General features: G+C 60.7%; 15 protein-coding genes. 9 read left to right on the plus strand and 6 right to left on the minus strand.

The window, feature by feature from the left end:
- Positions 1-66: 66 nt before the first annotated feature.
- The 4 genes from QQL24_RS25920 to QQL24_RS25935 all read right to left on the minus strand — a co-directional run bounded on the left by QQL24_RS25920 (position 67) and on the right by QQL24_RS25935 (position 6461).
- Positions 67-1371, minus strand: a complete 1305-nt coding sequence (locus tag QQL24_RS25920; RefSeq protein WP_431310761.1) for an ABC transporter substrate-binding protein — start codon at positions 1369-1371, stop codon at positions 67-69.
- Positions 1372-1818: 447 nt separating this feature from the next.
- Positions 1819-3519, minus strand: coding sequence for a dihydroxyacetone kinase family protein (locus tag QQL24_RS25925; protein WP_284315189.1), 1701 nt, complete (start codon positions 3517-3519; stop codon positions 1819-1821).
- Positions 3500-4000, minus strand: coding sequence for a TOBE domain-containing protein (locus tag QQL24_RS25930; RefSeq protein WP_284315190.1), 501 nt, complete (start codon positions 3998-4000; stop codon positions 3500-3502). The genes QQL24_RS25925 and QQL24_RS25930 overlap by 20 nt, the downstream gene beginning before the upstream one ends.
- 511 nt (positions 4001-4511) lie before the next feature.
- On the minus strand, positions 4512-6461 hold the full coding sequence (locus QQL24_RS25935) for a dipeptide ABC transporter ATP-binding protein (RefSeq protein WP_284315191.1): 1950 nt from the start codon (positions 6459-6461) through the stop codon (positions 4512-4514).
- A gap of 119 nt (positions 6462-6580) precedes the next feature.
- Between QQL24_RS25935 and QQL24_RS25940 the strand changes: the two genes are divergently transcribed.
- The 6 genes from QQL24_RS25940 (at position 6581) to cls (ending at position 13967) form a co-directional block, all read left to right on the plus strand.
- Positions 6581-7939 (plus strand): LLM class flavin-dependent oxidoreductase, encoded by a 1359-nt coding sequence (locus tag QQL24_RS25940; protein WP_284315192.1) that lies wholly within the window; start codon positions 6581-6583, stop codon positions 7937-7939.
- Between the two features lie 21 nt (positions 7940-7960).
- Positions 7961-8749 carry a DUF427 domain-containing protein gene (locus tag QQL24_RS25945; RefSeq protein WP_284315193.1) on the plus strand — a complete coding sequence of 263 codons (789 nt, stop codon included), beginning with the start codon at positions 7961-7963 and terminating at the stop codon, positions 8747-8749.
- A gap of 24 nt (positions 8750-8773) precedes the next feature.
- Complete coding sequence (locus QQL24_RS25950; RefSeq protein ID WP_284315194.1) at positions 8774-10420, plus strand: ABC transporter substrate-binding protein; 1647 nt, start codon at positions 8774-8776, stop codon at positions 10418-10420.
- Positions 10421-10442: 22 nt separating this feature from the next.
- On the plus strand, positions 10443-11402 hold the full coding sequence (locus QQL24_RS25955) for an ABC transporter permease (RefSeq protein ID WP_284315195.1): 960 nt from the start codon (positions 10443-10445) through the stop codon (positions 11400-11402).
- Positions 11399-12256, plus strand: a complete 858-nt coding sequence (locus tag QQL24_RS25960; protein ID WP_284315196.1) for an ABC transporter permease — start codon at positions 11399-11401, stop codon at positions 12254-12256. Before QQL24_RS25955 ends, QQL24_RS25960 begins: the two co-directional genes overlap by 4 nt.
- Positions 12257-12560: 304 nt before the next feature.
- Complete coding sequence (cls, locus tag QQL24_RS25965; protein ID WP_284315197.1) at positions 12561-13967, plus strand: cardiolipin synthase; 1407 nt, start codon at positions 12561-12563, stop codon at positions 13965-13967.
- Positions 13968-14510: 543 nt separating this feature from the next.
- On the opposite strand, the gene QQL24_RS25970 is transcribed toward cls, so the two are convergent.
- Positions 14511-15473 carry a TIGR03571 family LLM class oxidoreductase gene (locus QQL24_RS25970; RefSeq protein ID WP_284315198.1) on the minus strand — a complete coding sequence of 321 codons (963 nt, stop codon included), beginning with the start codon at positions 15471-15473 and terminating at the stop codon, positions 14511-14513.
- 848 nt (positions 15474-16321) lie between these two features.
- Between QQL24_RS25970 and QQL24_RS25975 the strand changes: the two genes are divergently transcribed.
- Both QQL24_RS25975 and QQL24_RS25980 read left to right on the plus strand, forming a co-directional pair.
- Positions 16322-17425, plus strand: a complete 1104-nt coding sequence (locus QQL24_RS25975) for an alkene reductase (protein WP_284315199.1) — start codon at positions 16322-16324, stop codon at positions 17423-17425.
- A gap of 18 nt (positions 17426-17443) precedes the next feature.
- Positions 17444-18313 (plus strand): SDR family NAD(P)-dependent oxidoreductase, encoded by an 870-nt coding sequence (locus QQL24_RS25980; RefSeq protein ID WP_284315200.1) that lies wholly within the window; start codon positions 17444-17446, stop codon positions 18311-18313.
- On the opposite strand, the gene QQL24_RS25985 is transcribed toward QQL24_RS25980, so the two are convergent.
- The gene (locus QQL24_RS25985) at positions 18273-19187 is read right to left on the minus strand and encodes a LysR family transcriptional regulator (RefSeq protein WP_284315201.1); all 915 of its coding nucleotides are present in this window, start codon (positions 19185-19187) and stop codon (positions 18273-18275) included. The two genes, QQL24_RS25980 and QQL24_RS25985, sit on opposite strands and share 41 nt — an antisense overlap.
- A gap of 109 nt (positions 19188-19296) precedes the next feature.
- On the opposite strand from QQL24_RS25985, the gene QQL24_RS25990 reads away from it, so the two are divergent.
- Positions 19297-19704, plus strand: a complete 408-nt coding sequence (locus QQL24_RS25990; RefSeq protein WP_284315202.1) for a VOC family protein — start codon at positions 19297-19299, stop codon at positions 19702-19704.
- Positions 19705-19757: the final 53 nt, after the last annotated feature.

A 19757-nucleotide genomic window follows, 5' to 3' on the forward strand; every position in this document is an offset into this window, starting at 1 on the left:
GGCTCCATACGCCGCATTACGGCAACGAAGTGGAGCCCAGCACAGGCTTTTGAGGAAGACGGCGGATCAGTTGATTTTGCCATCTTCCCTGAAGACTTTTTCCCAGTCCTTCACCAGAAGATCGAGCGCCTCCTTGGCAGTCCCCTTGTCGGCGACGACGTAATCATGAACGCGCTTCTGCATGTCGAGCAACAGCTCGGCATAGGAGGGCTCCGCCCAGAAGTCCTTGACGATCCCCATCGACTCCAGGAAGTCCGGCGCGAAGGGCGCGCTCTTCGCAAATCCCGGCGCCTGAACGACAGCCTTGAGGGCGGAGTAGCCTCCCAGTTCCCACCACTTTTGCTGTACCGCCGGCTGCGCGAACCACTTGATGTATTGCAACGCATCATCGCGCTTGTCGGAATAGGACACGACCGAAATGCCTTGACCGCCCAACTGCGTGAAGTGCAACTTGGCGCCCGGATTGACGAAAAAGCCGATCTTGTCCCCTCCCACATTCGGGTCTTTGTAAAGTCCGGGGAAGAAGGCGAACCAGTTCATCTGCATGGCGACCTGGCCAGACTTGAACGCGTCGAGCCCCTCGGACATGTAGGCATTGGTCATGCCAGGCGCTGTGCAGCACTTATAGAGTTCCTTGTAGAACTCGAGACCCTTGACAGCCCCTTCCGAGTTCACGAAACCTTCCATTTCGTAGGATTTTTTCGGGTTGTCGTAGTCGAAGCCGTAGTCGTACAGCACGTTGGTCACGCCCATCGTAATGCCCTCCGAGCCACGCTCGGTAAATATATAGGCGCCGTAGACTTTCTTGCCGTCGATCTCACGCCCTTGGAAGAATTCGGCAATTTGTTTGAGTTCTTCGTAGGTTTTGGGTGGCGCGAGGTCGCGATTATATTTCTTCTTGAACTCCGCCTGAATCTCTGGGCGTGAGAACCAGTCCTTGCGATAGGTCCAGCCGACCGCATCGGCCATTGCCGGCAGGGCCCAATAGTTCGGCGTGTTTTTCGGCCATTCCGAATAGCCGACCACTGTCGCGGGCATGAAGTCATCCATCTTGATGCCTTCTTTGTCGAAGAACTCATTCAGTTTGACATAATGCCCGTTCTCCGCCGATCCGCCGATCCATTGGCTATCGCCGATGATGAGATCGCAAAGCTTGCTGTGTGTGTTGAGCTCATTGAGGAAGCGGTCGGCGTAGCTCGTCCATGGAACGAACTCATACTTCATCTCGATGCCGCTCTTGGCCGTGAAATCCTTGCCGAGCTCGACCAGGGCATTAGCGGGGTCCCAAGCGGCCCAACACAAGGTGAGCGATTTTCCTTGTGCGTGCGCTTTTTCGACCGGAGCGGCAACCGCCAAAGCTGCGGCGACCATCGCCGCCAATGCCAATACTTTCCTCATGCTGATTCCCTCCCTCTGTCTCGCCTGCTTTCCGCGGTCGCTATTCAAATAAGCGTACCGCCCAATCGACCATTTGGCCGAATGTTCAACAACTTGCGTTCCCTCGCCACCGGTCCTGATCTAGCGTCAACTCGGTAGCCGTTTGTTTATTGAAATGCTTATTTATAAACAAAGCAAGCAAAAAAACTGCCCGCTGAAGACAGCGACGACGAACGGACGTTTCTTCGGGTCGCAATCTGTCTTTGGTCAGATGCGGACCCGCCGACGAGGAGGTTCACATCTCACTATAGATTCAGAGCCAAGGCTAATCACCTCAGCATCTCCATGGTGCCGAGCAGGCGTTCAGTTGGAGAGCGGCACTCTTGGCTTGTGAATCACGCTTGCCGCGTACGAAACCGGCCAGAAAGAACTTGCTTTACTTCAGCGCCTTGCGATGCTCGTTCCGAGAGCTTCGATCCAAATCGAGGCGGCTATCGCACCGCCATCGGGTACACCAACGGCACGATCACCCAAATAGCTGGCACGCCCAAGTCTTGGCTTCATGGCCGCCGTTGCGCGCGCACCCTCCTGCGCCGCAAAAATGGAGGCATTCCACGATGCCTCAATCGAGTGCCCTCTCGAAATGCTCTCGGAGAAAGCATTTGCCGCCGGCTTGAGTGCATCAAGCATCGTTCGATCGCCTGGCCTCGCACCTCCGAGATCCGATATGGCCTCCACCGCGAGTTGGAACGCCTCGGCCCAAACGGCGGACGTGGGGGGCTGATTGTCAGCGATGTGCCGGGACGCGCGGAGCAGTGCCGTCGCATAGAAAGGACCTGAACTACCCGCGATCGAACGGCGCAAGGCATCGCCCATCGAAGACAGGGCGATAGAGGGTGATTGCCACGCCGCAGAAGGAAGCGCCTGAATGGCAGCTGCGCCACGGGCCATGCTACTGCCCAGGTCACCGTCCCCAGCCTTCGTATCAAGATCGGTCAAGGTTGCCTCTGCGGCAATCAAAGCTCCCGCGGCTGCCATTGCAGCGCTACGGACCCGTTCTCCCTCTGGCGAAAGCGACGCAGAGCCTGGTTGCGGGGCCGGCCGAACATTCAGAGTTGCCTTTACAGGCACTTCAAAATTGACTGCCCCCTTCCCCGGCCAGGCCGGAGCATCGGTTGGCGCATCGAGCAGGGCCAATTGCGTTTCGTTCACACGAAAAATGGAGAGAGAGCAGCCTGGCATGTCGAGAGCGGACAGGAAGGTGCCAGACCAGGCACGAGCCACATCAAGGCCCCGCTGTCGCAGGCCCGTAAGGGCGGCGCGCGTGATGATATCGAGCTCCATTGGTGGTGTCGCGCCCAGCCCGTTGACCAGCAGCACGACGCAATCGCCCATGGTAAGGCCAAGATCTTCGGCGATTGTCGCCAGCATTGTCTCAACGAGTTGATCGGCCGGCAACAGCTTGCTGCGTTTGACACCTGCTTCGCCATGAATCCCCAAGCCGAGTTCGATCTCGTCTTCGGCAAGCAGAAATCCCGGACGGCCGACAGCCGGAAGCGTACAAGGCCCCAGAGCAACGCCCATGGAGCCTATTTCCCGAGCCGCCGCCCGCGCCAGTTCCGCAACCTCTTCGATCGATTTGCCCGACAAAGCCGCTGCACCGACGATCTTATGCACGAGGACCGTACCGGCAATACCGCGTCTGCGATCCCTCTCTACTGTGTTGCGAAGAGCCACGTCATCGGCAACGACGACGACCTCGACCGGAATGCCTTCGGTCCGAGCCATCTCAGCGGCAAGGCCGAAATTGAGCCGGTCTCCAGTGTAGTTTTTGACGATCAGCACGGCGCCAGCCGGACCGGCGACAGCTTTGATCCCCGCCAGCACTGCATCCGCACTTGGCGAAGTAAACACGTCACCCGCAACCGCCGCCGTCAGCATTCCCTCGCCAACGTAACCGGCATGTGCCGGTTCGTGGCCGCTACCCCCTCCGGAAAGGACCGCCACTGGCCTGTCTACCGGCAAGGGATAGCGAATGATCACCGTTTCGGTATCAAGCAGCGCTCGACCCGGTGCCAATGCAACGGCGCCTTCCAGCATCTCGCGAACTACATCACGAGGATTATTGATAAGCTTCTTCATCGCCCAAACCACCTTTCGCTGAATCAGGAATGCGCAAGCAGGGACCGACCGCTCCCTCGATCGAAGGCATGGAAGTTTCTGTCCATCCGATGCAGGGGACCTCGTCACCGACCCCAAGCACCGGTCGCCACTCAAATTGAGCGATGACCGGTTTCTCGCCGACCTGGACTCGAACCATGGTCTGTGACCCCAAAGATTCGATCAGGTTGATGCGGCCGCACAAGGCCCCTGCCTGATCGTTTTCACTCGGCGAAGCGATGCGCAGTTGCTCCAGGCGAAGGCCCACCTCTTCGGATCCGCCGCACGACTTGAGAGCTATCGCCGGAATGCCATCGGCCTTTGGTCGAAATCCGTTGCCTTCGAGGCCCGTGTCATCGACGGTCGGCGCAGCGTTGAGAAAAGTAACTGGCGGGCTGCCGAAGAAACCTGCCACAGAACGGTTCAGCGGCGTGTCGATCTGCTGTGCCTTGCCGCTCTGCATAGCCACGATCCGATGACCTGTTGTTAGAGCTTCGAGCTGGTAGGGAGTAATGCAGAATGTGGTCCTTCGGCCCGCTACAAAGCTTTACGATCTTGGCCCGACGTTATCACATTGCCTTCGGTGCAGAGGATAATAGGTTTGATGCGCTCGCATGCCCGAACCCGAGATCCGCTATACACGTCACCGTTTCTCGCCTGCGATCATTGCTCACGCGTTGTGTTTGTATATTCGTTTGCCGCTCAGCCTTCGCCTGGCATTGTCATGTCTGGATGTATATGGACCCCGCCCAATTGCGACGGTTTTGTCAAGAGAGGTTTATTCCGGAATATGCGCAGATGCTTCAGAGTTGGAGGCTCACTCGGCCTCGCATCCCACCAGGCGCGACAGCATTTCCGCAAACTCAACCTTCTGGGGCGCCACAGCTTAATTCGGACCCCAGGGGCTTCGTGCCAGCAATCACGCAGCCGTGCGCTGCAATCATCCACCGCCGGAGGCAGCCAGGATCGAAGTCCTATGGGTATATTTCGAGCTGCCCCGTGACCTCAGTGAGGGCTCGCGGCGCCCGCCTCGTTATCGACTGGTCCGCGAGCTTGTCGACCTCCTGCCAGCACACGATTTGATGGCTGGATCCATCGAACCGCTGCGGTGGTTTTTCGTGCGAACAGCGCGGCTCGGCTAGCGGGCAGCGTGGAGCGAAGGCGCACCCCGGTTGACCCGATGCCGTCTCCGCCAGGTCCTCGTCTTGTGATGACGCCGCATCTCGCCCGCTTTCGGCTGAAGCCGCGATCAGCAGCCTGGTATAGGGATGGTTTGGACCGTGGAAGATGCGGTCTGAGGGGCCGGATTCAACGAGGTGGCCGCGATAGAGCACACCGATCCGATCCGCCATGTAGCGCACGACTTTCAGGTCGTGGCTGATGAACAGGAAGCTGGTGCCGTTGCTTCGCTGCAGATCGTTGAGGAGATTGAGGATGGTGGCCTGCACCGATACGTCCAGCGCCGATGTGGGCTCATCCAGGACGACCAAGCGTGGTGCGCCGGCGAAAGCACGGGCAATGGCGACCCGCTGGCGCTGTCCGCCGGACAGGTTGGCGGGCCGCTTCGCGGCGAAATCGCCCGGCAGGCGGACCGCTTCGAGCAACGCGCCGAGGCGGGTGGCAACTTCCTTGCCGCGCAACCCCGCCAACCGCCGCAGGGGCTGGGCAAGGATGCGTCGCAATCTCTGACGAGGGTTGAGGGTCATGTCGGGAGACTGGAACACCATCTGGACGCTACGCTTGTCCTGCAGCGTACGACGTTCGACCCGCGGCGCGAGGACATTCCCGAACAGTGAGACCGTGCCGGATGTCGGCCTTTGCAAGCCGGTCACGATACGGGCGAGCGTGGACTTGCCCGACCCCGACTCCCCGATCAGGCCATAGGTCTCTCCGGGGGCGATATCGAGATCGACACCCTGGAGCACCCTATGACCTCCGAAGCTCTGCGAAACGCCGCGGCACTGCAGGGCCGCCGTGTCCAGGCCATCTCCGGAAGAAGCGGAAACTGGCGCCGCTCCCTGCTTGGAGAAGGGGGCAGCTCTTTCGAGCCCGCCATCCAAGGCCATGCCGCGCAGCCGGCCATGTCTTTTGGTGAAGTCCCATGGCGGAATGCTATCGATGAGGCCACGGGTATAGGGGTGCTGCGGCCGGTTCAGCACGGCGGGCGTATCGCCCTGTTCGACCAGGACGCCGCCCTGCATGACGCCGACCCTGTCGGTGGCGCGACGGATGAGGCCGATGTCGTGGCTGATCAGCAGCAGGCTCGTCCGATGCTCACGGCGCAGATCATCGAGTATGGCGATGATCTCGGCCTGGACACTGGCGTCGAGGGCGGTCGTGGGCTCGTCCAGCACCAGCAGCGACGGCTCCAGGGCAATAGCCATCGCAATGGTGGCCCGCTGCTGCATGCCTCCTGACAATTGGTGCGGATAGAGGTCGAGCACGGCCCGAGGGTCTCGCACGCGTACGCGCGCGAGGAGCTGCTCGGCCCGCTGGCGCGCCTCGGACCAGCTTGCGCCGCGATGCTCCACAAGCGTCTCGGCGATCTGCCTGCCGATCGTCAGGCTCGGGTTCAGGGCCGAACCTGGGTGCTGGTAGACGGCGGAGATCCGGTTGCCACGCAGACGACGCAGCTCGACCGGTGGCAAGGTGGAGATCTCCCGCCCCTCGAAGACGAGGCGCTCAGCCGCTGAGCGGGCGTGTGTCGGCAGATAGCGCAAGACCGCCATGGCGACCGAGCTCTTGCCGGATCCCGATTCGCCCACCAGGCCGAACGCCTCCCCTCTGCGGATGGTGAGGGAAAGCGACTGCACGGCCGGGCGCCAGGCCCGGCCCTGCCGATACCAGATCGACAGATCGCCAATGTCGAGCACCGGGCCGGTCGCTGTCCCGGCATCTTCAAATCCCACCGTCATGACCGCCATGGTGTGTTCATAATTTTCTACTTGATTTGTAGATTATATGGATAAATCTATAGCGCAAGCAAATCGGATTGAAGGCGCAGCCCCCTGCCACGCCGTCATCCCGGCATCGAGGAATTTCCATGGCCCGCCGACACATGATCTTGAGCGCGTTCTTCTTCAACCCGCAGGGCGATCACCGGATGTCCTGGCGCCATCCTCGCGCGCCGTTCGCGGAGATTTTCGGCCTTGATTATTATCGCCGCCTGGCTGAATCCGCCGAGCGGGCCAAGCTGGATGCGATCTTCGTCGCCGACCATGTGGCGATCTGGGATTCGGTAGAGAGCGGCGTCGCCCATTACGCCAATGCACGGCTCGAACCCCTGACCCTGCTCACGGCGCTGTCCGCGGTCACCAAGCATATCGGTCTGATCGCCACAGCTTCGAGTTCCTATTACGAGCCCTACAATCTTGCGCGCCTGTTCGCTTCGCTCGACCATGTCAGCAACGGCCGTGCGGCCTGGAATGTTGTGACCTCAGCCATGGACGAGGAGGCGCTCAATTTCGGGCGCGACGGCAATATCGAGCACGGTTTCCGCTATGCCCGTGCCGGCGAATTCCTCGATATTGCGACGGCCCTGTGGGATTCCTGGGAAGACGATGCCGTCCTCATCGATAAGGAGACCGGCTATTTCGCCGATCCGGATCGGGTGCACCGCGTCGACCACACGGGCCAGCATTTCCGGGTGCGCGGGCCGCTCAATGTGCCCAGGCCTCCCCAGGGACACCCGCTGATCGTCCAGGCTGGCTCTTCGGAGGCCGGCAAGAACCTCGCCACCCGCTATGCCGACGTGCACTTCGCCATCATCCGCAGCAATGAGGATGGACTGCGCTACCGGGCGGACATCAATGCAAGGCTGAAGAAGTTCGGCCGCGAACCGGAGAGCTTCAAGATCCTGCCTGGCATCCTGCCGATCGTCGCTTCCTCGGCCGACGAGGCCACGGAAAAGCAGGCCTTCCTTGACACGCTGCTGCCGGACCGGGTCGCCATCGACCTGCTCTCGAGCTGGGCGGGCCTGGACCTTTCGGCCTATCCGCCGGACGGTCCGCTGCCTGCACTTCCCGACGAGAGCACCTTCAATGGCGGCCGTACCTCCCTCAACCGCGTCAAGGACTGGACCGAGCAGAACCTTTCCATCCGCGAGATCGCCCGCAAGCTCGCCAATACCGGCTCCGTCCATCCGGTCACGGGAACGCCGTCGCAGATCGCCGATCAGCTCGAGGCCTGGTTCGTGACGGGCGCCGTCGATGGCTACAACCTGATGTTCCCGCTCTTGCCGGAGGACTGGGTCAACTTCGCCGAACAGGTCGTGCCGGAGCTGCAGCGCCGTGGCCTGTTCCGCCAGGAATATGAGCCGGGGACGTTGCGCGATCGGCTTGGCCTGCCACGTCCGGCCAATCGCTTCGCTACCGCCCGCGACACCCATCGCGCCGCTTCCTGAACCACGAGACCCGGATCCGTCATGAACGTCGCAATCACTCCCCGCCCCAAACTGCAGCCACGCGAATCCCACACGCCGCGGCTCGTCAACCTATTGCACAGTCCCAAGCGCATTCGCGTGACCTTCAACGGCGAGACGATCGCGGACAGCCGCAACGTTCTCGTGCTGCGCAGCAACCAGTTCCTGCCAGTCTATTACTTCCCGCGCGCCGCGGTCACCGAACAGCATTTGGTGCCTTCCGAGCACCGCAGCCAGCATGAGTTGGGCGGAAAGGCACAGTATTGGACACTGAAGGTCGGCAACCGGCGTGCCGAGAATGCCGCGTGGTCGTTTCCAGCCCCTATCGATCCGACACTTGCGCCGCTCGCCGGCTATATCGCCTTCGTGTGGAACGCCGCGGATCACTGGTATGAGGAGGACGAGGAAGTCTTCGTGCATGCCCGCGATCCCTATGCGCGGGTCGACACACTGCACAGCACCAGCCATGTCCAGGTCTGGCTCGACGGCGAGTTGATCGCCGACAGCCGCAAGCCGGTGCTGGTCTTCGAGACCCATCTGCCGACGCGCTTCTACATTCCGCACGAGGATGTCCGGCTCGACCGTCTCGTGCCGTCCGACAGCCAGACACGATGTCCCTACAAGGGCCTCGCCTCCTATTGGTCGGCCCGGCTCAAGGACGGCACGATCCGCAAGGATGTCGCCTGGGAATATGGCAACCCCATTCCCGAAATTCCCAAGATCAAGGGCCTGATTGCCTTCTATCCCGACGCCGTCGACGAAATTCGGCTCGACGGCGAACGCGTCGCCTGATTTTTCCTCCGATTGGAACAAGCCATGTCAAAGAAAACCGATCTCAACCAGTTGCGCGGCCTCTCCGGCGATATCTGGAACGTCGCCGTCGATGAATATCTGCAGGGTCATCTCAACCGGCGCCAGCTCATCCGTTACGCCGGTCTCATCGGCCTGACGGGCCTCGCCGCCTCGCAGAACTTCGGGCTGCCGGGCTCGGCGCACGCGGCCACCGGGGCGGCAGGCGGCACCGTGCGTGTCGCCCTCGACCAGCCCACGGCTGCGATCGACCCGGTCGCCGTTACCGATCCGGCCAGCATCGGCGTTATCAGCCAGGTCGGCGAATATCTGCTGTTTGACGATTCCGAGAAGGGGCTGCAGCCGGCCCTGGCCTTGTCCTGGGAGGCGGATGAGGCCGCGAGGGTGTGGACCTTCAAATTGCGCGAGGGCGTCAAGTTCCATGACGGACATGTCCTGACGGCCAAGGACGTCGTCTCGACCTTCGACCGGCTGATCGACCCCTCAAGCGGCTCTTCGGCCTTGTCGGCCTACAAGGGGCTGTTCTCCAAGGGCGCGATAAAGGCTCTCGATGATCACACCGTCTCCTTCACGCTCGACGTCCCCAATGGCAATTTCCCGTTCTACGTCTCTTCGGACGTGGTCAATGCCGTGATCCTTCCCGCCGACTATGCCGGCAATTTCGAGAAGACCTTCCCGGGCACCGGTCCCTTCAAATTGGAGAGCTTCCGCCCCAAGCAGGGCGCGAGCTTCGTGCGCAATCCCGACTATTGGGGTGAGAAGGCCCTGCCCGATCGCGTCGAGATCTCATTCTACAACGATCCGCAGGCCCAGCTCGTCGCTCTGCAGGCGGGGCAGGTCGATGTCATCCCCTACACGCCGCGCACGGCCCTTTCGATCGGCAACAGTGCCAATTTCAAGATCCTGAGCGTGCAGGCGAGTTCGCACGACGAGCTGCATTTCCGCATCGACCAGAACCCCTTCAAGGACAAGCGCGTGCGCCGCGCCCTGGCGCTGGCCATCGACCGCGAGGCCCTGGTCAAGGGTCTGTTCCGCGGGCGTGCCATCGTCGGCAATGACACTCCCTTCGCGCCTGTCTTTCCTTCCACCGATACCGGCATCCCCCAGCGCAAGCAGGATATCGCCGAGGCCAAGCGGCTGCTCGCGGAGGCGGGGGTACCAAACGGCTTCCCGGTGACCCTGACCACCGAGCGCGCCTATGAAATCCCCGATTATGCCGTTCTCGTCCAGAATTTCGCCAAGCAGATCGGCATAGAGGTCACGCTGAATATCGAACCCCAGGACGCCTATTATGGCCAGGCTGTCTTCGGCAAGTCCGACTGGCTCGATTCCACCTTCGGCATCACCGACTATGGCCACCGCGGTACGCCTGACATCTTTCTCAATGCCACGCTCAAGAGTACGGGGACCTGGAACGCCGCCCATTTCAACAACCCGGCCTATGACGCGCTGCTGGCAGATTACGGCGCAGCCCGCGACCTGAAGGCGCAAAGGCTTGCAGCCAACAAGATCCAGACCCTGCTGCTCGATGAGACACCCGTGGTGATTGCCTACTTCTCGCAATATAGCCGCATCACCAGTGCCAAGGTCCAGGGCGTGCGCTTCACCGCGATTTCCCACCTGTTGCTCGATCGCGCGTCCTTCGTGTCGTGAAGCGGACGGGAAGGCACTCCACTTGAGGTTCGGCCGCTTCATCCTTGTCCGTCTCGCGCTCCTGGTTCTGACGCTCTGGCTGGTCAGCGCGGCCATCTTCATCGGCGCGCAGGTCCTGCCCGGTGATGTCGGGCGGACTTTGCTCGGTCCCCTGGCGGATGCGCAGGCCGTGGCGGCGATCAATCACCAATATGGCACGGACCGGCCGGTGTTCGTGCAATACTGGGATTGGCTGAGCCAGGCTCTGCAGGGCGATTTCGGCACTTCCCTCGCCCTGCGGGCTCCGGTGGCTCCCTTCGTGATCGAGGCCCTCCGGAACTCGGCTGCGCTGGCTGGCGTGGCGCTCCTGCTCGTGGTCCCGATCGGTATCGGCGCGGGTGTCTGGTCAGGACTGCGCGCTGGCTCCCTCACCGATCGCCTGATCATCCTGACCAGCGTCTCGGCGGCGATCGTGCCGGATTTCGTCACCGCGCTGGTTCTGCTGATGATCCTCGCTCTTTGGCTCGGCTGGTTTCCAATCACCGGCGTGGCGCCGGACGGCTCGGGCCTGTGGGCGGGAATCTATTATCTCATCCTGCCGGCCCTGCCCCTCGTGCTGATCTATACCGGCTATATCGCCCGCATGGCGCGCGCCGGCATGGTCGAGGCGCTCGGCGCCGACTACACGCGCACCGCTATCCTCAAAGGGCTGCGGACCCGCACGGTGCTGCTCCGGCACGTGCTGCGCAATGCGCTGATGCCGACTATCACCGTCATCGCCACGCAGATCGGCTACCTGCTGGGCGGCCTGGTGGTGATCGAGTCCCTCTTCCATATCCAGGGCCTCGGCAATCTCGTGTTGAGCGCCGCGAAGGCACATGATTTCCCCATGCTCGAAGCCGGCGTCATGGTGATGGCTGCGGTCTATGCTATCGGAGCAGCGGTTGGCGACCTGCTCCAGGCCGTGCTCGATCCTCGCCTGCGCCGGTCGGGGGCGCTATGAGCGCCGCGTCGCTGGAAACCGGAGGGGTATCGCAAGATCGCCCAGTATCGGAGCAGTGGGAGTTGCGCCCGGGCCTGCTCTTGGGAACGGCCATCCTGGCCTTCTGGGTCCTGTGCGCCGTCTTCGGCCCCTCGCTCGTGCCGATCGACCCCTACGCCGACGATATACTGTCAAGCCTGACGCCGCCTGATACGACACATTGGTTCGGCACCGACCAGCTCGGCCGCGACGTCTTTGCCCGCGTCATCGTCGGTGCCCGCGACATCCTCACCATCGCCCCTCTCGCTACCGTGCTCGGCGTCGGCGTCGGCTCCATCCTCGGCCTGGTTCTGGGCTATGTCGGCGGCATCACGGATGCGATTGTCGGCCGCCTTCTCGACGCCCTGATGTCCCTGCCCCTGATCGTCCTTGCCTTGATGACGCTCGTGGCCGTCGGTTCCTCGAACCTTGCCGTCATTGCCGTCATCGGACTCGTCTATGCGCCTCTGGTGGCCCGCACGGTGCGGACCGCCGTGCGCGCGGAGCGCGAACGTGACTATGTCAGTGCCGCCCGGCTCAGCGGCGCGGGGGCCCTCTCGATCATGCTATCCGAGATCCTGCCCAACGTGCGCCAGCCGATCCTGATCGAAGGCATTGTGAGGCTGGGCTATGCCTTCTTCACCGTGGCGACCCTGAGCTTTCTCGGCCTCGGCATCCAGCCCCCCTCGCCCGATTGGGGGCTGGCGATCGCCGATGGCTACGGCTTCCTGACCGGTGGCTTCTGGTGGGTCGTGGCCTTCAACGCCCTTGCGATCATCTCGCTCGTGGTCGCTACCAATCTGATAGCGGACGGCCTGGGGGCCTTCGACGCCTGAGAAGCCCTGATCAGCAGAGGCCTTCAATATACCGGCACGCCTGAGGCGCACGTTGCGAGGGCAGACGCAAATTCACCATTGCTGCCACATAGGCTGGAGATCCCGCCAAGCGCTTCGTCTTCCTGCTGGCGTCGCTCAAGCCAGGTCTGCAGATCGCGCGACGAAGAAACATGCTCACGCGCTGAACCACCTCGGGCGCTCCCACTCTAATTGGGACACCATAGAACAATGAATGCGGCGCTTATCGCCATCGGTTATTCATACATGGAAGGCTTGAGTCGGTTGATATTCTCGCGAGCTACGAATGATAGCGTTCTTACTGCTGGTGCTGCACCTTATGGCGACTTGCCTCGTCGTCCTGCGCATCATGCTGCGCGACGACATCTCACCGACCACGCGCGTTGCCTGGGTCCTTCTCCTGCTGCTGCTGCCGATAACGGGGTTGCTCGTCTACTTTTTCTTTGGCGAGGTCAGGCTCTCGAAGCGTTTCCTCGAACGTGTTCATCACTTGGAGAAGATGATCGGGCAACCCGAGGATTTCCCTGGTGTGCAGGAGCCGGGCACTGCTTTTGCCTACGCCACGTCGATCAATGGCTTCCCTGCACTCCCGGGCAATAGAGCGGAGTTGTTGTCAGGAGGCGAAGAGGCAAGGCAGCGTCTGATATCCGATATCGAAGGCGCCCGCGATCACGTCTACATCCTCTACTACATCTGGCTTAGCGACCACACGGGCGTAAGCACGGCGCAGGCGGTCATACGTGCTGCCCGGCGAGGTGTGCGCTGCCGGATCATGGCGGACGCGCTCGGTTCGCGCGCCTTCATCCGCTCGGAACATTGGCAGGCCATGCGTGATGCTGGCGTTGAATTGGTGGCGGCCCTGCCTCTGCCAACGCCACTCACGCTGTTGACCGCCAATCGCCTGGACCTGCGCAACCACCGAAAGATCACGATTGTCGACGCCCAGACCTGTTATTGCGGCAGTCAGAATTGTGCCGACGCCGCCTTTCTTCCAAAGGCCCGCTTCGCACCCTGGGTCGACATCATGCTGCGCCTCGAAGGCCCGGTGGTGGGGCAGATGCAGGCCCTGTTCGCCCAAGGCTGGTTTACCGAACGCCATGGAGCTTTGACCGACTTCCCCGAGTTCGAGGGAGATCTGGAAGGAGGTTTTTATGCTCAGGTGGTGGGCACAGGCCCCACGGTCGAGCACGGTACGACTGCTCAGCTCTTCAGCAAGCTGATCTCCCAGGCTCGGCAGGAACTCATCATCTCAACGCCGTATTTTGTGCCGGACGAGACAGTCGCCAGCGCGCTGTGCGGAGCCGCGGCGAGCGGCATCGCCGTGACCCTGGTGCTCCCGCGACGCAACGATTCTCGCTTCGTGGCCCTGGCCAGCCGAAGCCACTACAAACGACTACTCGCGGCCGGCGCGAAAATCTACGAGTTCGAGGGCGGGCTGCTGCACGCCAAGACGCTGACCATTGACGGGCAAGTGACGTTCCTCGGTTCATCCAACATGGACGTGCGAAGCTTCGACCTCAATTTCGAGAACGACGTACTCCTGCGTGACCCTGTGATCACGGGGCAGGTGAGGCAGAGACAAATGGCCTACATCGCCGAGTCGGTGCCGATTGACGAAGCGAGTGTGCGCGCCTGGTCAGGCGCACGCCGGATCGTGCAAAATGCCTGCGCCACCATAAGCCCTATCCTGTAGGTTCGGTTCAGCAGGGAGCGAACGTCTAGAGTAGAAGGCTGCACATCCCCTTACACCGGCATAGCAAATGGGTTCGGCCCCCCTTTGGGAGACGACAGCCGCATTCGATGATCGATGGTGCTCGAAGTGCCGATCCACTCCCATCAACCTTCCTAATCGTCGTGGGGTCTCCCCCATTCCAGGTTTGGCAAGAATGATCGAGGAGATTGTCCTAGGAGGGAGAAGGTCGAGTAGCCTACGGCTTCGAAGATCGGAAAGCAGCCCTAGCGCCGGCCAAGCCTCACGACAGCGAGCAGTCGGGCATGCCATGGCCCATCAATTACCGTGTCACGAACGCGGCGAAGTGTTCGATCCCTTCTCCCTCCACCAAGGTGCGCCTCGTGCCACATAGCGCCCGTCAAGAAGATCCCACTGGTCGACGGCGGCCAACAGTTCGGCTAGCTAGAGCAAAATGCGTTCAGGTAGGAGCGAATTTCGAAATTAACTCACAGGCATCAAAAGCATTTTGCGATTCTTGGTGATTCGACCTGAAAGTAAAACGCTTTAAGGTGTAGGAAAGAACGGCAGGACGAACTCTGCGAGCTCATCGATTACGGCGACGGCCGGCCGACGACACGGTTTCATATTGAGCATTACATGTGCGATGCCTTCGGCCTGGTTGCGCTGCAGGACATCGATGAGTGCATGTCGGCCTATACGGAGAACGGGACCCTGTTGAAGAGGAGCGTGCGGATCGTCAAGTAAGTCGAACATCGTGCCATAGCCGAACGGCTTTGATATCTGGTCGGGATAAAACTCACGCCATCGAGCCGCAAGTTCTGACAAACGCCGAGCGTCTCCTCCGTATGAGATCAAGGCATCCGTGTTGGCCGCGAGCCACTCGAGCTCTTGACCCGAGCGACCAATGGCTATGAACGGTATATGGCCAGAGGTCGGTTTCGGAATAAGGTCGAGAGCACCGCTCAGAAGCCCATAATATTTCGATTGGTGAGAGGGGAAGGCCTGCCGTGTCGCAACGCCGAGGACGTCAAACGCATCGCGAAAGCGCTCGGCACGTGTCTCAAATTCAACGCCAAAGGCGGGATATTCCGAAGCTCTGTCGCCTGAAGAAAGCCCAAGCAAAAGACGGCCGCCAGACAGATAGTCGGCACTTGTTGCCTGCTTGGCTAATATGAGAGGGTCACGAAGCGGAAGTACAACGCCCGCCGTTCCAATCGCAATTCGTGACGTAATTGCGGAAAGGAATCCCATATACACGAAAGGATCAAGGGCCTGGCCAGCATCTCCAAAGTGAGGATCAAGTAGGGGAATGTCCCGCAACCAAAGGGCTGCAAAGCCTGCCTCCTCAACTTGTTGCACACGTTCAACGTGATCCGCCAGAGTTGGCAAAGGCCCATCAGGGTAGGCTTCCAATGGCATGATGAAACCCAGCGTCAGTTTTCCAGACCGGAAAACACGAGCAAATGTAGTGTGCGAAGCTAGTTCATAGGGTGAGGTGGTATTCATATACTTTAAGGACACTTTCTAACGTTGTGCGATATCACCTTAAATCTCTTGTTGAACTCTTGTCGAGTAGAAGTATTCGCTGCACATGCGAATCTGGCACACTCTGATGTTGCGCCCGATCTGCAATTAGATGGGCGAGACTATCAAAATAATCGGTGCATCCAAGCTAGCTATTAGATCTCGCGTCGCCCCGACTAGCCCAGGCACAGTTAATCTCTGCATGCGAAGCGCAAGCTAACTTACCATTGGCCCGAGAAAACCAAAGATTCTAAAATTGTCACACCTCAATATTTGCGCTGAATTTCATAACGTAGCCGGTAAAAGTCAAAGTTATGAGGTAAACGTATATTTGCTACGGGACATACCGATTATATAATTCGGCGGCCCGTCAGATTTTTTCTTGTTCAGGGGATGCACCAGCTCTAGTGAGGAGAGAAGGAAAGACATAATCTTAGGGAATATAACGCAATGCCAAGGTTATGAATATGATAAATAAAGTTTTGTTAAGCCAGAAATAGCAAAATCTCTTTGATTACACCTGCATAGACCTATCGAAGCGCTCGCATTTCTGACGTGTTGAAGTCCTGTGCCGTGATTCAGCATGTGGTTCGGATGCCGATCGACACGCTATGCCTTTGATGTTGTCGCGGATGCGGGGGGTCAATTCATGATGGCGATTTACCCGAGGTCGCGCGCCGCTGGCCGCCGCAATCTTAGGGAGTCTCCGTTCCCCAATATCCCCGAGCCCCCGTTACTCTTTCCAAAACGTGGAGGATATATGTCCAATACGGTGGATTGGCTATGGAATCGAGGAGGCTTAAATCAAGGGCAACAGAAGGAGCCCTGCAATGTCGTCCCCTCTTTTCACTTCGGTTCATGTCGGCGGCCGCCAGGCGACACATCGTGTCGTGATGGCGCCGATGACCCGGGCACGAAGCACCCAGCCGGGCGATGTGCCCAACGCCATGAACGCCCGCTACTATTCGCAGCGCGCCTCCGCCGCCCTCATCGTGACAGAAGCCACCCAGGTTTCACCGCAAGGCAAGGGCTACTCGTTCACGCCGGGGATCTACAGCCCCGAACAGATCGCGGGATGGCGCTTGGTGACCGAGGCCGTTCATGCCGAGGGCGGCCGCATATTTGCACAGCTGTGGCATGTCGGCCGGATGTCGCATGCCGATTTTCACAATGGCGACCTGCCCGTCGCGCCCTCGGCCGTGGCATTTGAAGGCAAGATCTGGAAGGTGGACCCGGCGACGGGAAAGGGAGAAATGGTCGACTGTCCAACGCCGCGAGCTTTGGACAGGGACGAGATCCGCGACATTGTCTCGGACTTCAGACGCGCTGCGCGGAACGCGATCGACGCGGGCTTCGACGGCGTCGAGATCCACGGCGCCAACGGCTATCTCGTCGATCAATTTCTGCGCACGACGTCGAACGTTCGGACAGACGAATATGGCGGTTCGCGGGAAAACCGTTTGCGTTTTCTCAAGGAGCTGGTTTGCGAAGTGGCGGCGGAGGTCGGTGCCAATCGAACGGCCATCCGCCTGGCGCCCTTTCTCACCGCCCGCGGCATGGCTTGCCCGGATATCCTGCCCACCATCCTGGAGGCCGTCGAATTTCTCGAGGCCCAGCAGGTCGCCTACGTGCATCTGGTCGAGGCCGACTGGGATGACGCGCCGCAGTTCACAGAGGAGTTTCGCAGGCAAGTCCGCGCACGCTTCAGGGGCACGATCATCGTGGCCGGCAATTACGATGTCGAGCGAGCTAACTGGGTCCTTCAACACGGTTATGCGGATCTTGTCGCTTTCGGACGTCCGTTTGTCGCCAACCCCGACCTGCCCGCGCGCCTCGCGCAGGGGCTTCCGATCGCCGATTTTGACCCCGCCACGCTCTTTGGCGGCCAGGATCACGGCTACACCGATTACTCACCCATGCAGCAAGCCGCCTGACGGCTCAGGGAGATTGAGATGTTCACCTATAAAGGTTCGACAGTCCTCATCACGGGCGCCTCCAAGGGACTGGGGCTGGTGTTTGCGGAAGAGCTCGCCGCGCGCGGCGCTGATCTGGTCCTGATCGCTCGCTCCAAAGACGCGTTGGATACACTCGCGGCTCGGCTGACCGCCCGCTATGGCGTCAGGAGTCACGTGATCGCGGCGGATCTCGCCGATCCCAGGGCCATCGATGACATATTTGCGGAATTGACCGAGCAGGGCATGCCGGTCGATCTTCTGATCAACAATGCGGGGCTGGGTCTGTCAGGCCATTTCCTCGACCATGACCACTCCAAGGAACAGGCCAGCATTCAAGTCAACGTACAGGCGCTGGTTGGTCTCAGCCATCGCTTCGGCCAGGCCATGTCGGTTCGCGGGCGTGGTGGCATCATCAACATTGCCTCCAACTCGGCCTTCCAACCTCTGCCTTATATGGCGACCTACGCTGCGTCGAAAGCGTTCGTCCTGCATTTCGGCGAAGCGCTACACCATGAACTGGCTCCGAGAGGTGTTCGGGTCATGACGGCCTGTCCTGGACCGACAGCGACCAGCTTTTTCGAAGGCACACCGACGACGATGTCCGACCGGTCTTTCGACACGCCCGAAATGGTGGTTCGTGGGATCCTTCGCGCCTTCGACCAGGGAAAGGCCGTGGCCTATCCTGGACGGCCGAGCGTGCGGTTCGCCACCTGGCTGCCTCGGCTGCTGCCCAGAAGGCTCGTTGTCCGACTTGCAGCCATGGCGACGGGAAAGATGGGACTGGCACCACCGCAGGCAAATGTCGGCGGAAGAGGCACCGTACCGGTCAAGAACCAACCTCGAGGCGGCCGCCAGCAAACCTGCTGAGCCGATCCACCATGGCATCGACGAAGAGCCGCACGCGAGTCGGAAGCTGGCGGTTCGAAGGAAAGAGTGCGCAAACGGGCGCAGGATCACTGCGCCACTCGGGCAGCACGTGTACAAGGCGGCGTGCGCGCAGATCCGGCTCCACATCCACCCAGGATTTGAAGATGAGGCCGCAGCCGGCGAGCGCCCAATCATGCGCGACCTCGCCATTGTCGCACCGCAGACGGGACGTGGCCTTTATCTGGGCCGCCTCCCCGCCAGGCCCCACCAGGCTCCATTGGATTCCAACGCCGCGGTACTGCAGACACTCATGACCCTCCAGGTCTGCCGGCGCCGTGGGGGCGCCTCGACGCATGAGATAGTCCGGCGCCGCCACGACAATGCGATGGTTGTCGACCAGCTTCCGCATGACCAGGCCGGAGTCCTTTGGCGCGCCGATCCGAACGACAACATCCATTCCCTCGTCGATCAGCTCCACCAGCCGATCGGTCAGTGTGAGGTCGATGGAGACCTTCGGATGCGCGCCAACCAGATCCCGGCAGACCGGGCTGACATGGGCGCGGCCAAGCGCCACCGGTGCACTCACACGCAACACGCCTTGCGGCTCGACGCTCCCATTCGTCAGCGCCGCCTCCGCTTCGTCGACCTCGGCTAGGATGCGCTGGGCTCTGTCGTAGAGAGTCTGCCCTTCTTCCGTCAGCGCGAGGTGACGGGTGCTGCGGGCAAGAAGGCGCATCCCTGTCCGGCGTTCAAGCATTGCTAGCCGCTTGCTGACGACACTGAGTGCAAGGCTCATCTCCCGGCCGGCAGCGGACAGGCTCCCCGCCCCGACGATACGGACGAATGTGCGCAGTTCGCTGATATCGTCGAGCATGGCCACCTCTCGATACTTTCCCGTTGGTGGATAGTATATCCAATTATCGCAGGATAATATCCAAAATCGAGAAGAGATATGTTGCGCGACATCACTGCGCGAGGGCATCATGCTTGATCACGTCACACTGCGAACCCACGATCTTGAAGGCACACGTGCCTTCCTGGAAGTCGTACTGGATTTGAAGCCAGGCTATCGGCCGGCCTTCTCCTTTCCCGGCTATTGGCTCTATGCCGATGACGGGCCTGTTGTGCACTTGATTCCAGGTCATGGCGGGCCAGTCGATCGAGCTGGCGAGACCATCGACCACGTGGGCTTTCGTCTTGCCGACCATGATGGAATGCGCCGCAAGCTGGACGGCCTCGGCCTCTCCTATTCGCGGATGGAGCTACCGGAACTCGGCGAGCGGCGCCTCTTCATCCAGACGCCCACGGGAATCCTTCTGGAACTGGTGTTTCGCGAAACGGAAGCCACCGCTGATTCTTCCCCGCATCAAGAGCAAGATCACGACGAATAGACTTTCAGACTTCCGGATTTTCACCGCGGCGGCGCTCCTGCCGCCGGGCCGAC

The sequence above is a fragment of the Labrys miyagiensis genome (genome assembly GCF_030160835.1).
Lineage (GTDB): Bacteria > Pseudomonadota > Alphaproteobacteria > Rhizobiales > Labraceae > Labrys > Labrys miyagiensis.